General features: G+C 34.0%; 8 protein-coding genes. 2 read left to right on the plus strand and 6 right to left on the minus strand.

The genetic code is table 11. The annotated features are described in order from the left end of the window. Positions 1-7 precede the first annotated feature (7 nt). Complete coding sequence (locus tag AC07XN_RS00585) at positions 8-1243, plus strand: lanthionine synthetase LanC family protein (protein WP_494741655.1); 1236 nt, start codon at positions 8-10, stop codon at positions 1241-1243. Positions 1244-1255: 12 nt separating this feature from the next. Further along, positions 1256-2164, plus strand: a complete 909-nt coding sequence (locus tag AC07XN_RS00590; protein WP_494741656.1) for an LLM class flavin-dependent oxidoreductase — start codon at positions 1256-1258, stop codon at positions 2162-2164. A 282-nt stretch (positions 2165-2446) separates the two neighbouring features. On the opposite strand, the gene AC07XN_RS00595 is transcribed toward AC07XN_RS00590, so the two are convergent. From AC07XN_RS00595 to AC07XN_RS00620, 6 genes are all read right to left on the minus strand, one after another. Continuing rightward, positions 2447-4945, minus strand: coding sequence for a pyocin knob domain-containing protein (locus tag AC07XN_RS00595; protein ID WP_494741657.1), 2499 nt, complete (start codon positions 4943-4945; stop codon positions 2447-2449). Positions 4946-5118: 173 nt separating this feature from the next. Further along, complete coding sequence (locus AC07XN_RS00600; protein ID WP_494741658.1) at positions 5119-7554, minus strand: fibronectin type III domain-containing protein; 2436 nt, start codon at positions 7552-7554, stop codon at positions 5119-5121. 13 nt (positions 7555-7567) lie between these two features. Next, entirely contained in the window at positions 7568-10831 is a 3264-nt protein-coding gene (locus tag AC07XN_RS00605; RefSeq protein WP_494741659.1) for a hypothetical protein, read from the minus strand. A 174-nt stretch (positions 10832-11005) separates the two neighbouring features. Further along, entirely contained in the window at positions 11006-12313 is a 1308-nt protein-coding gene (locus AC07XN_RS00610; protein WP_494741660.1) for an SGBP N-terminal domain-containing protein, read from the minus strand. Positions 12314-12349: 36 nt separating this feature from the next. Then, positions 12350-13396 carry a hypothetical protein gene (locus tag AC07XN_RS00615; RefSeq protein ID WP_494741661.1) on the minus strand — a complete coding sequence of 349 codons (1047 nt, stop codon included), beginning with the start codon at positions 13394-13396 and terminating at the stop codon, positions 12350-12352. Next, complete coding sequence (locus tag AC07XN_RS00620) at positions 13377-17135, minus strand: hypothetical protein (RefSeq protein WP_494741662.1); 3759 nt, start codon at positions 17133-17135, stop codon at positions 13377-13379. Before AC07XN_RS00620 ends, AC07XN_RS00615 begins: the two co-directional genes overlap by 20 nt.

A 17135-nucleotide genomic window follows, 5' to 3' on the forward strand; every position in this document is an offset into this window, starting at 1 on the left:
TCATCCAATGATAGATTTATTTGAATTATCCATAGAAAAAGAGCTAACTGCAGAAGAATCTTTGCTTAATCGCGTTTCAGATGCCTTGTATTATACCACTTTTACTAATCATTCCCTTTTATCGGGTTCGATAGGGAGCCTCTTGTATGCATCATACCTGTATAAGTATCAACACGAAGAAAGATGGGGAGATAAATTGATAGATATTTTAGAAACGATTATTTCTGAAATCAACGATGTTTCTACGCCACACTTACTGACAGCACCATTGGCTTATGGAGCTTCAGGATTGGGAATGGTGATGAACATCTTGAAAAACAATGAAACGATTGAAATAGATTATGATGAATATCTATCGTTTTTTGATGAATTAGTCTGTGATGGTATCGTTAAATTACTCGATAATAAATCTACAGATTACTTGTATGGATCAAGTGGAGCAGTTAATTATTTATGCCAAAGAACTCACAATGACGCTGTGAAAATATGCTTAGAACATACTGTCGATAAAATAGAAAGCCTTGTGGAAATGAGACAAAAAGGCATAACTTTTCCAAATGCTCATTTGAAAGTCATGCATGCTGATAATTATGAAATTGACTTAAGTTTATCTCATGGGCAGTGTGGCGTATTGCTTTCTTTATTAAAAATTTATGAAAAGGGTATTGCTCAAGATAAAATCAAAGCATTGGTAGAAGGTGGAATCGATTTTCTGTTGAGTACGATGATGCCTATTGATTTTGAGCAACACAAATATTCATACTTTCCTCTGAAATTCGATAATAGTCAGCCTTCAGATGCGATGGTCAATCAAGGTTTTTATGGCAACAGATTAGGCTGGTGCTATGGTGATTTGAATCAGGTAATACTATTGTATCGAGCTGGGCAATTGCTCAATAATGGTGCTTGGATACGCCTAGCGGATGAAATTGGATTGTCAATAAGTCAAAGACTTTCGCAAGCAAGTACGGATATGAAAGATGCTCATTTTTGTCATGGAACTTCTGGTTTGGTGCAATCTTTCAAAGCTCTATATGCTATTACGGGATTGTCTATCTATCAAGAGACTGCTCAATTTTGGTATGCCGAAACACTAAAACACCTTGAAAAAGAACTTTTGTATTACAACACCAATAAAGCTGGGGAGTTATTAGAAGGTTTTGGAGCAACGGCTTTAGTATTAATCGCTGAATTACATGCAGATAGTTCTCAGGAATGGGATGCTATATTTTTACTTTCTTAAACCTTTATCACGATGAAAAAAATAAAAATAGGTTTACTTGACTTTGGCATTAGAGAAAATAAAATGAATAGCCTTCTCAGAGTGCAAGACCTAATCGAATACGCTATTCATGCAGAAGCCTTAGATTATTCAAGAATATGGCTTGCTGAACACCATATTGGTGACCCAACCCTGACTTGGAATTGTCCCGATTCACTTGTGCCCATTGTAGCAGGTATGACTGAAAAAATAAGAATAGGTGTAGCAGGTATTCTTATTGGCATTCACGACCCTTATCATGTAGCTTGTAGCTTCAAATTATATAATAACCTTTATGGTGATAGAATTGATTTAGGCATGGCAAATGGTGGAGTTAGCCAAGCCGTGGCCAATAATACCATCAAGGCAGATAAGAAAGAAGTGCATCTCTCTTTTGAGCGTAAATACAAAGAAGTGGTACATCTATTGCAAGAAGAAGATACCCTTTTTGAGAATGACCAAATTGTTATTCCTCCTTTCAAAGGGGTTGTGCCTCAAATATGGTCGTTGGGGGTTGGCTATGGCAATAGCATGACGCGTGCCATAGAAACAGGCTCTAATCTTTCTCGTTCTATCTTTCATTTTGGCTCCGACTTAAACTATCAAAAAGAGAAATTAAGTGAGTTTAAAGAGCTTTTTTATCAAAAACATCATAAAAAACCACAAGTCAATATGGTGTTTTCAGGGGCATGTCACGAAACTACCCAAAAAGCAAAAAGGGTAATCAAAGACCTAAAATTAGGATATGATATCAATTTAGTAGGTTGTAAAAACCTCTTTCAAGAAACCCTTTTATCTTTCCAAGAAAACTATGGTATCGATGAAATGATTTTTATGAATGTAGCCATGAAACCATCTGACAGATTAACTTCAATTGAGCTTATCAATAAAGCTCTCAATTAAAACATTACAATTTTTACATATTTCGGGGTTATTTATTCAGCATCAAAAGTTTAATAAATAACCCTGTAATATATAATTTAGTATTAAACACCTGTTCGTCCTCCTTCAGCAATAGGAAAATGACTCCTATCACTAGTTGAGTATTATTCTATATCACGTTCTACGTCTTTATACATTTCGGCCCGCCATGGTAATGGTCTTTTACGGAACAATCTCCCGAAATCCGCTAGGCATATCCTGCCATACAATTAAGCCAACTTATCCCCTTCAAAGACTATTTCATTATTTTTTTGACTTTAATATTTCATTTTTTAGCAAAGCTATTTCTGCATTCTGTGCTTCATTCGTTTTTTGCATTTGAATCATATAAAGGGTAAGTTCTTCTATTTTTCTTAGAAGTTTGGCATTTGTATCTCCTACATCAATACCTTTCTCTTCAATATCTTTTGCTGATGGAATGCCAGGAAGATGGGCATTATTGGTAATATATTTTTCAACTTCATTCAAAGAAGGAAGCTGATAAGAAGGGGCAAAAACATAATCTGGCCATGTAGTTTTCAATTTTACAACTACCCTTTCAGCAATCATATCGCCAGCAATAGCTAGCTTGTAAGCACTATAAATGGTATTCGTACCTATACTTACATTACCATTTTCAGCACCGATTGTTACACTTGAAGAAAAAACACCACTATTATTGATATTTCCTAACTCAAGATTTCTATTGTTAGCTGTCGTACTATTAGCACTAAATTTAATGGCGCCTCCATAAGAATAACCACCAATTATCACAGGTTTTTTAGTACTTGCTAAATCATTATCAAATTTAATTCTACCAGTTGTATCTATCGTTGGAAGTTCAACCCATGGTTGAGCAGGATTGTCACTAGTTTTTCTGAAATATAATTTTTGATCATAATATGAGCCTGAAAACTGCATAGCGTAATTATTAGTATTACCTCCAGAACGAACATCTAATAAATGCCAGTAGCTAGTGGCATTTTTAGGATAATTGACAGGTGCTTGCGTATAAAAAAAACCTGACTGAGCACCCGCATCACCTCTTAATCCAGCATTATCTCTAATCTCTGACCTTGAATCATTTGAACCATATTTTAATTTACCACTAAGTTTTAAACCGACTATATTTAAAGCTCCTGTAGTATCTAAGGTAGCTACTTCAGTCCACGGTTGAGCAGGGTTATCGTTAACTTTTCTAAAATATAGTTTCTGGTCAAAAAATGAACCCGCTAACTGCATAGCGTAGTTATTGCTAGTACCCGTACTACGAATATCTAATAAATGCCACCAACTATTTGCATTTTTAGGATAATTAATAGGACTCGATGTCATGTAAAATCCAGATTGAGCTCCTGCATCCCCTCTTAATCCAGCATTATCTCTTGTTTCTGTTCTTGAGTCATTAGCACCGTATTTTAATTTACCATTAAGTGTCAGGACTCCATTAAGTGTTAACGCTCCTGTAGTATCTAAGGTTGGTATTTCTCTCCATGGTTGTGTTGGGTTATTATTAGTTTTTCTAAAGTATAGCCTTTGGTCTCCAAATGAACCCGCCAATTGCATCGCATAATTATCCGTTAAATTACTGTGCCTAACATCAAGTAAGTGCCAGTAACCAGCAGCATTTTTAGGATAATTAACAGGACTTGATGTCATATAGAATCCAGATTGAGCTCCTGCATCTCCTCTCAATCCTGCATCATTTCTTGTTTCTGTTCTAGAATCATTTGTTCCATATTTTAATTTACCATTTAGTTTTAGACTACCATTTATATCCAACGTTTCTTGTGGACTTCCTGTATTTATTCCGACTCTATTAGTTGAGGCAACCGTTTTGAAAATAGGACTGCTTAAATTCTTGTTTGGTTGTCCATTTCCTATGATATAAAAATCCATGTTTTTAGAAGTACCAGTAGTTCCATCTAAATCAGGATAGTTGAATACCACCTTATTATCATCCATATAAAGATGATAAACATCATTAATTGCTCCATTCCAATCTTTACGTTTAAATACAAATCTATCAAGACCATCATCTGCTACTTGAAAAACAAAATTAGTCACATCTGCCGTTGGTTGATAAGCATAAATTGAAGCTTTGTCAGCAGCATTCAAATCCCAAACAAGACCTCCTTGTGCTGTTGGATATGTAGCGGTTTTATCGTTAAAAGTAATCGTTTTGTCTGAGGGCAACCCTATATTTCCAGTCAGTGTTCCCCCATTTGCTTTAAGATACTTTGCCATTTCAGTTGAAAAATCTGACAAATGTGTTGTAGTCAAAGTTGTCCAAGCATTATAAGTTCCATTGATATTCATTAAAACCTGTTTGTCTGTTCCTGTAATACCATTAGGTTTTAATAAGAATGAGTATTTTATATTTCCATTCACATCAAGTACTTCTGAAGGAGACGTTGTATTTAGACCAACATTTCCATTGACTAATAATCCAGAATAATTAGTAGCTGGGAAATCAAGACCAATCGCTAGTCCATTAAGAATCGAAAACCTTCCCCATCCATTCGTTTTAAAATATCCAGCTTGGTTATTGTCACTTCTTGAAGTTTTGATGATAACATCTGTAGTATCACTAATCTTGTAAAAATATCTTCCAAATATTTGTTTAATAACCCCATTTACTTCAAGTGCGGTAGATGGAGTAGTAGTGCCAATACCAACATTCCCTGTAGTAGGAAAAGTATTTTGGCCAAATGATTGTTGCACTAGTAGTATCAAAATAACCAAGGTGTATAATTTTTTCATTTGTATGTTTTGTTAATTGTTTGATTTATTCATTCTGATTTTCATGTATTATAAAGCATTACAATACTTCTATTATTTGAAGGATACATCCTTAATTGATTTTTTACGAAGATTTTTGTCGTATTAATTATGCCACTATCATAAACAGCATTAATTATCTAAATGTGCTTTTTTTATTTAGCTTTAATTTTTGCTTCAAAAATCGAATTCCTTTTTGCCTCAAAACCGGGTAATAATATAATAGAGTCACAGGCTTCTTTAATCACTGTACTTTCAGGTTCAATTTGACCACTTTCTTCTAAATATCTTACGGCTCCACAAACTGTAGGCATTGTTAAATTTGTGTAAAGCCATGTTGAAGCACTACCGTCTTTAAAAACGGCCTTAATACCATATTTATAGCTTCTTTCATATATAACATCATAATCGGATATTTCTCTAGTATCACCACTTACGGTTTTCCATGTTCCTAATTTTCCCGTAGGATCAACACTTACGTCTGATTTTAAAATCACAAATTCAAGGACTTCATTTAATGCTGAGTTTACACTATAATCCCATTTTAAATTAACACTGGGGTCAATCCTCGACGAACTCCCATTAAAAATGGTAAATTGAGGCTTGGCTACCAAAACAGATGGAACATTGATTTTTAAGGTATCACTGTTTTTATTACCGGTTGAATCAATTGCTTCTATAATGTAAGTTATTAAACCTCCGTTGCTTAGATTTGAATCTACATAGAAATCTAAAGTTGGTTTGTCAGGTGTCAGCCATTTTGTTAAACTCGTATTAATGGTATCAACTTTTCTTCTTAATTCATGTGAAGCAACATCATTACTAGGGCTTTTGTATATAATGAATTCTACTTTACCTTGATTATTAACTTTATAGTTACTAAAAGAAGGCGTAATTGGAGGAGTTCTATCAGGTCTTTGTAATATAGCAGGTAAAGATAATTTTGAAGGATTAAATTGCTTATCTATAGCCATTATATAGTACAAAATTTTCAGGTTTTCTACTTTAATAGTATCAACAAATATCGTTTTCTTTGAAATGGTAGTATCTGAAATAACAACAGGAATACTACCAGGTATTGAGCGAAAAATTTTATACCCTAGTAAGTCTGTCTCAGTATTAGCATCCCAGGTAACAGTTGCTGTTTTGTTAGTATCATCCCAAATCGCTTTAACATTGACAGGGATGCTTGGAGCAAGTGTATCCACTCCTTGAATTAAGACTGGGAATGATGTAAACTCTTCTCCTGTTTTAGTTTTCCCAATTATAACATAATAGGCAGATTTTGTAGTATTACTTGGACTGGTGTTATTATTTACAATTGCCGTTCTTTTTGTTGAGTCTAAGCTTAGAATTCCAGCAATTGTAGTCACTTTTTGATATGTAACATTTTGAGTTAATTTCTCTGCACGGCCTACAAAAAATGATTTAAAGTGATCTGGAGAAGCTTTTGTAGGAAGGGTCCATTTTAACTCTACTTGGTTATTAGCAAGTAAAGTATTGCTAATAATCGTAGGAATATATCTCGAATCATCTTCGCATTTCCCACTTACAGTTTGCAGTGCTGCAATTTCATCATCAAAGTATGTTTTACCAATTAATTTATAGATATACTTTTTACCATTTTGTAATACGGTATTGGCTTGAGTTGTGTCTTGGTCAATAAATATTAAAGTGTCTGATTTTGATGTAGTCGAAATAAATGGAAGATTATTTAACCTTACAAACTTCGTGGTGTCTGATGGAGAAGCTCTCTCTATGTAATAACCATAGTATAGGTCTTGATAAGCATTAACAGCACTTGTTTTTTTCCATCTCCATTTCAATTCCACTTTTTTATTTCCAAATTTCGCTATTGGTGTAGGAGGAGCCTGAAGAACAGCCGCAATTTGTTGACCAGCGGCTATTCTAGACTGCTTTGCTTTTTGTATATTAGCTGTTGTCTGAGTAATCAAGAAAACATTTTCAACAGTAACTTTTATAGAATAGTTACCTATAGCATCAGGTGGATTTGCCTCTCTAATAATATAATCATAAACAATGTTAGGTTCAGCTGTATCATCAATGATGCCTAATCCAGCATAACATGCTCCTTTATATGAAATTGCAGATGCGACCATTGTACCAAAATGTCGATTACTAACTTCTACTTTGGGAGAGATTATACTAGGGTCTGGATATAGCTCATTTTTTGTTCCAAAAATCGCCGTTTTCATAGCAACGCAAGCACTTCTTTCATCAGGAGTACTTAAATTTAATGAGCCATCTGTCAACCTATCGATATCTGGTTTGGCTGTGAAATATCTTTCTGTTGTTGTGCTTCCACTACGTCTTCTTTCTATAATAAAGCCATAATCAAGGTAACGTTTCCAAACATTGTTTAAATAATTTCCATTGTTTGAATTATAGATAGAGGTATCCCCAGTAATTATCCATCTAAGTTTAATTTTTCCACCTTGAGCAGCCAGAGCTTTGGCAACAATTGTACTTTGTTGAGCCTTAATAGAGAATTGTAAAAAACATAAAAAAGTAATCAATATACAGATGTATAACTTGCTTTTTCCCTTAAATATTAAGTGTATTCTTATCATTGATTTGTACAGTTTAATTTCCTGACGCTAGTTGAGGGCAATTATTCTCGTCACCAATATTAATTTTTAATGACTCTCTCATTGTAACAAAAAGTAAAGTAACTTCTACTACTGCAGTACCAGTGAAATAAGTTGGTGCTGGAGCTCCACCTTCTAATAAAACGCCAACACCTGCTCCTATTATAGGTACACCTGCAATTCCTATCTCACCACTAACATAAGCGTAAGCCCTCCCTTTTGCCGTTGCTACACCACAATTCCCTTTCGTAGTATAAAGAATATCCAAGCCTACTCCGACATTACCTTCTGCATACAGAGGTCCAGCACTTACTTTTATTTTAGCATCGAAGTTTAATCCAAAAGCAAAGCCTTTACCAGACTCTATGTCAGCTAATTTTACAGCACCTGCACTGGAAGATCTCAACATTCCTTTAGCGTCTTGCGTTATTCCAAAAAAAGCAGCAGCATTATTTGACAAAGGTGGTAAGTAGGCTGGAATATTTGCCCCAATCATCAAGTAAGCCTTAGATTCAATATAAGATTGTTCTAATGGTTTGGGTAAATCTCTTATCGCTAATCCTACTGGGTTTTCTGAGGTACCGACATGAATATACCACAAACCTTTTCCAGCATGGATTAGCATACGACCTGCTAAATTCTTTTTAGAAATATCGGTACTTCCATCATTTATACCTTTTAAATAGCCAATATTTACATAAAGATCAGCCTGAGCATCGAAGGTTCCCTCTTGGAAATTTAATAATATTCCAACTCGTGCCGATAGTGGACCCGTCATGGGGGAATCAAAAATAGTTTGTGTTGCTGACGTTTTTACTAATTTTTCTTCCATTTGAGTATGACTAGATATACCATTGCGATTGGGTTCCTTATCAAACTCATGATTAGCCTCAGCTTTTTTTGTTGCTCCCTCATTGGCAAGATTTACCAAATCGTTATCAATATCGGCCATTAATTGGGCCTGTGCATAAATCCCTAAACTGGCTAAACCACCTTCACTTGAAAAAACCATTTCTATACCGCCATAACCCTCAAATGATCCTTTGGGTAACGGATCTTGGACTGATAAATTTACACCTGCTTTAAAGCCAAAACTTGTAGTATTACTATAAACGTAGGTTTGTCCTGTCGAACAACTCGTTTTAAAACCTGTGCCATTACCTGACCCATTGGTGGGTTTCATATGATAGAAAATACCCCCTGCAAAACCATCTATAACAATAGGCCCACCAACTGGAATAACTGTTGGCAAATTCTTTACTGAACCGGCAACATAAAAGTAATTATCATTTGAAGTAGTGCTTCCAAATTCGGCTTCAGCACAAACAGTCATATTCCCAAGACTTTTCAAAACTAATTCTGCTTTACCCCTAAACCCTTTTTTGGTAATACCTGATTGTCCTAAGACGGGTTCGTTATCATAAAGTTCTAGCTCTCCCAATATTGCGAAAGCCGATAAATCACCTTTAAGTCCGATTTTAATAGGCTTTGCAATCTCCTTAAACTTCCAATCTCCATCAGTGTTTTGTTGAGCTCTAATTGTTACTCCAATTGTTCCACCAACACCTTTAGATCCACCCGCCTCAGTATTTTCACCAACTAAGGATACTTGCGCTTCTAAATATAAATCTGCTACAGTTGCTTGATTTCCACCATTTGCACAGGACGTTTTTAAACCCAATTTTGTTATACTAACAGGGAAATTTGCAACTCCTGCTTTACCTATTAATTTAAAACTTTCCACACAGATTGGATCTGGCCCAGTGTTTAGCTTCAAACCGATAAATTCAATCTGCTCTAATCTAATTACGCCACTCGAAGCACTATATTGGCCATCTAAACTAGTAGATACTGTTAAATTTCCTGATAAATTTGCTTCTGGCTTAAACTCATCATTAATGACTTTAAGACTAATTGAAGAACCTTTGTATATTGTACCTCTAGCTTTGAATAAATCAAAATCAATATCATCTGCATTAGCAACGTCTATACCATATTTTAAGCCAGAAACTGTACTGGGATCTTGCCCAGTCAGAGGTTCATTTTTTTCTATGTACCCACTATATAATAAAGTTGTTTTCTTTGAAATTGGTAAGCGTAATTGTCCCGAGAATGACCCTTCAGTTATGGTATTTTGAACAATTCCTACTTTTATCTTATCTAACGACATGGCCCAGCCTGACGCACTCCCCTCATTAATTGAAAAGATTGGCGTATTGGCTTCTATCACTCCAGTAAATCCTGTTTTGTCGATTACTACATTAAATACGCTAAGCGAAGTTCTGGCTGTAGAGTTTTTCTTTTTAAATTGTTTGGGTAAATAAACCGTAAAGTTTTGGATGTACACACCTTGCCATCCAGGGGTTTGGTCTCCATTGTATCCTCCTGGAAAAACCATTGAGCTCGGATTATCTGAATTACTAAGGTCAAAAGACGCATTGACAACTTTGAAAGCGAAACCTGTGGCACTTGGGCTAGCAAAAGGTGTTTTGAAAGTAAGCGACCCTACTAAATTATCAACACTGTTTTGTATTTTAGCTTTGAATGCACAAGTTACACGTCCTTCTGTAATCGGTTCAAGTGTAGTTTCTGTAAGTGGAATAATAGTTTTTCTAGGGATTAAAACCTCTGCTATAATTTGAGCCTCCGTAAAATTCCCACAATCTACTTGAGCATAAGTTTGATTAGGGTCTGTTATTTGTCCTGCCTGATTTAAACCATTCGCCCCTTTAATAATTACAGTATAACTATCTTGGGAATCTACAATCGGAACATCTCCTAATAAAACAGCTTTGAACGAACTAATACCTCCTGCTCGTGTAAAACGCACTTTTTCTGCACCAAAATATAAAATTTTCTCTTTGTTGTTCGAGCCTGAAGCAGGCAATGACATTCTTACATAAAGAGTCAGTTCAGCATATTGAGCATAAAACTCTGCTCTAGATACAGCTACTTCTACATTGCCAGAGGTGCCCAATTTTTTTTTAAATCCTATAGGAAGTTGAAGCATATCTTTTTCCAAAAGGTCTTCTAAGTAACGCCCTGACTTATCTAATTCAGAAAATATTCCTGTGGCCTTCAAACGCTCATCAACAGCTCCTTCACTTACATAAGCAGCATCAATATCATTCTCAGGAGACACTAAGTGCCTATTAGCAGCAAATGATGTTCTATTAAAAACCGAAGAGGCATTTACTATCTTTGATTTCCCCGAAGGTTTTTTATCATCTTTACCTGTATTGGCATATACATTTTGCATCCCTATTAACAAAAGGCATAGTAGTAAATGTAAATGTCGTCTAAAATGTAGGAATAGTACCATTTGCTTCTTGTAGGTGGTTTTATCTATTTTATTTTATCTGTTCTTAATTCTTAAATGTCAAATAATTAAGTTTAAATACCTTAAATACGTTTCTAACTATATTAACGCCTCTTACTCATAACTAATAGACATATCCTGTGCAAGTGCATATCCTTGATTTACTACTATCCTTGTAATTCTATTTTGTGAATCCAAGGTCGGAGTAATATCTGCTCTTGTTTGTGCGCCTGAACTATATTTTAAAGACCAGAAAAATGGTAACTTCTCTCCTAAATACAATAATGTTGTATTGTAGTTATAAGTATCAATTAATAAAAATTGTGTTTGTTTGGTTATCTCCCAAAGTGGATTCTTCAAGTTGGAAAATGAAGTAATAGTATTGAATAATGAACCATCGTATGTCTCGCTAGCAGCATTATATTGAGTATTCCATTTTATGTTTAAAAATGAATCTGAGCCAAAATTACCTCCAGAAGTAAGGCTTTGAATTAAAAAGCCATCATCGTTATAAGTATATCTCATTCTTCCTACAACAATAGCCTTTTCGCTTGCATTATAAGTATAAGTTTCTCTCGATACCGTTCCATCATCATATTTGCTTTCTATTTCTGTAATCAAGCCATTTTTATCTCTCTTAAAGGTTTTCTCTACAATTCGCGTCCCGTTGTTTTCAATCGTTTTTGTTAGTATTCCTTTATCCCATGTAAATTTGATGGTCGACTTCACACTCGATCTTAATGGATTAGGTATGTAAGTAATAGAACTTGGTAAAGTACTGGTTGATACTGGGGCTTCTTTAGTAATCGTAGCCGTGTAAACCTGTGTACTACCATCTTCGGCAGTGACAGTAAAGCTGACTGGCTTAGAAAAATCTAAGATAGTACCAGAAGCAGGAGTTACTTTCGCTCGTTCTGAAACGGTGATATTGGGTTTTAGTTTTGATAAATCTGCCGTGCTAGATACAGTTGCTGTGATAGTTTTGGTAGTATTATCTATTTTGGCAATGACTGCTGGTGAAAAATCATTGAATGAAAAACTTAAAATATCTTTTGCCGATAATTTGGTACGACTTACCTGTACTTTATAAGTAGCCGTAGAACCATCTTCTGCCGTAACGGTATAAGTAACTTCATTATTGAAATCCTGTGCTTTACCAGTTTCTGGTGAAAGCTTTGCTTTGAGAGATACCGTAATAGTGGGTATCAATTTGCTAATATCTACCGTAGCAGGAACAACAGCTGTAATTTTTTTATTGGCTTCATCAATGGTAGCATCAACCACAGGTGTTAAGCCCGAAAAGCTAAATTTAGTAATTTTCCTTTCAGAACTTTTTGAGATAATAATTTCTTCATTACAAGCCATTAACAATAGCATAATAGGCAGGTAGAAACGTATGATTCGGGTGAACGTAGATTTCATTGGTTTGATAAATTTAGGTTGTAATAGCATTATATGCTATAGTTGTTCATTTCCAAATATGTGTAAAGTGCCTCCTTGCGTTAGTACAAAAAGTCGGTTACCATATACTTGTATCTCTTTCACCCAGTATGAACCCTTATCTATCGGAATAGGTGTATACCACAATAATTCTTTTTTTGAAATATCAATGATACCAACAGTAGCTTCTGAGCCTCCCCTAATACTTTCACTGACAAAATAAAGATAATTGCCATCAATTACTTCAAGATGACGACGACCTAGATTTAAACCAAAAGGTGATAGAAGTGGATTACAATCTATCTTTTCGTATTGAAGACTCAATGGGTCTAGTACTATAATCCATCTGGCATCTTTTACAATAAAGATTTTATCATTAGCTAATTTCATCTTACCTACTACATCGTTGGTCCGATTCACTACTTGTCCTGTTTCAATATTTATTGCAAAAATCCCTTTTTTGTCAATATTATCGCTTAAACTACAATACAACAAACCGTTATATTCTAATTCATTACCTAAAATGTTGTTTTCTGAGCTTCCTAGAATGTCTTGAGCTCTTACATTCCACATCATCAAACCTCCATTTTTTTCATGTGCTGTAATTACATTATTATAATTACAAACTATTACATTGTCATTAATAATGACAGGTCTTTCGACGCTTTCATCCAATAATTTAATTTCAAATAAGTTATTAATGAGGAAAAATTCAATATTTTGTGATTGAAGATTTAAAGATTTAAAAATTGCTTCATTTTTATTTTTGACTACAAAAGTTATTGCTTCTAACTCTATGTTTAGATCAGTTTCTGATAAGATGATTTCTTGAAATAATTCAGTATTTATAAATTTCAAACTATTTAAGTGTATAAAATTATCCCATACAAACAAATAGTTGTTAGATACAAAAAACTCTACAATCTTAATTCCAGCAAAATCATATTTGCATATTCTATCATCTTCCAATGATATTATGGAAGTATCCTTTACATGAATTTTTATAATTCCCTTTATACTTTTAATAAAAAATAAATGATTGTGTTTATTTGAATATTGTCCCATATATTGAATCTAAGTTTGAAATTATTTTATCAACAAAATTTTGAGTATTTATAGTTTTATCATTTGGAAATAGCTGAGCCGTCCTCTCATAACCTAAACTTTTTAAAGCATCACGTCCTTCAGTCGATTGTAAATATTGTATTACTTTTTCTTTAGTTAATTTTTGACCTTTTATACGCCATTGTAGTTGAGACAGAGAGGGTACAGAAAACAAATCTCTCTCAATAAATTCAGAAATAAATATTTTTTGTTCAACGGTAGCACTTTCAAGCCATTTATATTCAATCCAAATGGGATACTCATGGTCTGTAACAACATCTATTCTGGAATCTCTAATTGTAGGTCGGGCATTAGGGGTACCAACTTCAAAGTTAAGAGTTCTATCCTTAAAAAAGGTTTTATTAGTAATTATGTCTTCCATTACCCAAAATAAACCTTGTTTATTCGTTCCACTTTGGGTCGTAAATATTTTAAAGACCTTATTATATCCATCATCAAGGGTAATATTATTTTGCTTACAAACATCAATAAATGATTCCATTTGCTCTATTACCTCTTTAAAACTTTTTGATATTCCTGTATTTGTAAATTGCCACCCTTGCATTTTTGCTAAATTATCATCTGTGAGACCAAAGCCTAATCTATTTGGATTTCGTCGAATTTTAGCAAATGCAATAATAGCATCAGGTTTAGCTAACAAGGAAGTATTAATATCATTCAAGCCTCTATTCTTTCTAAGTACTTTCCAAGCTGCTAAATTATCACTATTTGAGAGACAAGTAGTGAGTGCTCTTAGGTCTGACGGGGTTGCAACTTTTGAGATAACTAAAAATAAGTCTGCTCTTTCGGCTGTATTAAATGCTGCATTTATTACAGCATTTTTAAACACTGTATATTCGCTTTGTGTAAGAATACTTTTGATTGTTAGTAAGTTACATGTTCCAGCAGCCAAAACAGGCAATTTTCCAACAAAGTATGGTAGTCCATTTTCTAGTTCATAGCTAATAACGGGCGTATTTTCTACTTCTTCAGTACAAACATCATCTACCCTAACAGTCCCTTTAGGCGTTTTCAGCAGATCTCCACCTTGTAATTTTCCAGCATGTAGCCAAAAGCCTTCCGGTGTTTGTAGAGCATGAGTTGGTGTAAGAGAGAGAGTTTGCCCTGCAATTAACAAATGAGTTATAGTACGAGTAAAGCCTCTTTTAATCTTTTCAATTCTGGCTAATACCCTTTTCCCAGTGTTTGGATTAGTAGTTTCTATATATTCCCCCTCTTTTTTTTCCGTCATAGGTTCTCCTGTTTCCAGTGGGGTATTTTCTGTAAAGCAATAAATACCAGTACAGTTGAATCCTAGAGAGCCATCAGCTTTTTTCCACATCTGCATATTATCAGCAGACACAGTTAATCCATCAACATCTATTTCAGTAATTTCATAGAATTTTTTTGAATTGGCTGGAATTGTTGTACTAAACTCAGAAAGGTTTTCTGTAAATTTAATTTTATTGCCAGATATACTTGCAAGAACATTACCTGTAGTAGTTCTTATTTCAGAATTTACTTTATTGAATATATGACCAATATCTAGTATTTTTTGTTCAAAATCAGACAGAAGATTTACAACTGCTACACCTTTTATATTTAGATAATTATCAAATTTTGCTAACTTAGCCTGAACGTCAACAGGGAGACTTTTAATAGTTGCTTCAGAGGCTTTGTAGGCCGCTCTCCATGATGACATTTTTGTAATAGAGAGTTGAGGGATAATGTTTTTTGCTTTTGCAATACTTGATTTTAAAAGAGATGCTCCAGCAGCAGGAAGGTCTTTGAGACCCAATACCCCTACTATTATATTGTACTCGTCTATTATTTTTTTAGTTTCAGGATCTGTTGAAGGAATAACGTTTATACCTACATTTAAAGACGAGCCAATTAACTGGGCAGCCTCAAATAATGCAAGCCCCACCTGCCCGCCTCTATATGCTTTAAAAATCAAACCAGGACCAGTAGTAATAGTCAACACATCGGCAGCTAATGTAACATTCTGAATTGTATTCGATTTAAAACGTTCATTTGAGGCATATACTAAAAATATAGCAGGAACAACTTTAGCAAACCTACCATTTTCATCTTCTATATAATTTATATAATTATCGGTTAGTCCCAATCCTGATTCATCATCAAAAACGTAAACCCAATCATAAGGATGCAAAACTTCAGGAGATTCTTCTGAAGTACCTGCAAGGTATTGATATTTAGCAGGTTCAATACTAACATTCCCCCCAGTAGGAAATAGAGATTGATTGTATTTAAATTGAGTTACCTCAACCATATTACGCAAGGTGTAATTAATATTAGCACTATTACTTATAAAGGAAGCGTTACATTCTTGTTTACCATTGTATTGTTTGCTAAATAAAGATTGGTCTGTTACATGAATAATTCTTTTTGTAGTATTTCCATCATTAATCATATGTTCTGTAGCATTGGCAACAGAATTTGACTTATATAATAGGTTAGTAATAGTAGAAATATATCTAGAATGATTAGCTCCGTCAATTTTAGCAAACAAAGAGTTTAGCATTCTCTTGTCTGGAGAACCAACTCCTGGGGTATTATATAACCAGTTTAATATATCATCAATCTGTGATGTAGGAGTACATTCTAATAATTTCAATACTGCTAATTCTTTGCTATTTACTATATTAGAAAAGCCAAAGTCAGTTAATAATCCATTTTCAAGCTTCTGAAGAAGTGATGTACGCTTGTTTAGGGTTAATTCTTTCACTTTTTCACATGACATTGAATTTACTAGTTGAGTTATTACACTTCTATCATTTAAATCAAAAGATGCACCATAGAGCTCTGTGATTTTATTAGTACAAGCAGTAAAAGCCTCAGGGTTCGAAATACCTGTTTGATTGTTGAAAATAATTTGTTTTGAGAAAAATCCAAATGCATTATCATCTTTTTTATTGAATTGAGCCCACTGGAAGGGGTCTAATCCTCTATTCCAGAGCAAGCCTGTTTGATGTTTAAACACTTTGATATTAGGGCGTATTTTCTCTGTATTTTCATCATAATCTGGATTTATCTCACTTTCAGACATTACAAATTCAATGTATATAAAGACTATAATTTTTTTCCCATTCGATGTTGTAACATTAGCTATCTTTAAATAATCATTAAATTTATTATCTAACATAGAAATCCAATCTTGCTCAAATCTTTTAGGGTTAGAAACATCAGCGTCATCATTCAACTTGTCAGCAAGAGCATCAAGTATTTTTTTTTCTTTATCTATATCAGTTAATGGAGCTATTCCTTGAATCCCTTGACGGTTTTTCCTGTAACCTAAATAATACCTTCCTACAAATGCGAATAATTGAGTTTGTCCATTAGCATTGGATGTGTTTGTATTGTTATATAATGTATTGAAATCGGTTAAACTCTTTATTAAAGATAATCTCTTGGGGTCATTATCATTACTAAAAAATCTTTGACCTCCATAATCTTTCCCTTCTGTTAAATTATTAGAAGCTATTTCTTCAAGTGGGGAATATTCTATCAGATAATCTTCAGGTCTTAGATTTTTTTTTGATTTGACTCTTTCTATCAGTAAATTGACAGAAGCTTCAATCTGCTTCTCTGGTGTAATGGATTCTGTTTTTACAGAATTTATTGCTAAAATTCTGTAAAATGAAAAGGAAAGAATTAGTATTGATAATATTTTTTTCAT

Source organism: Arcicella sp. GW458-12-2-14-TSB2 (genome assembly GCF_059423785.1).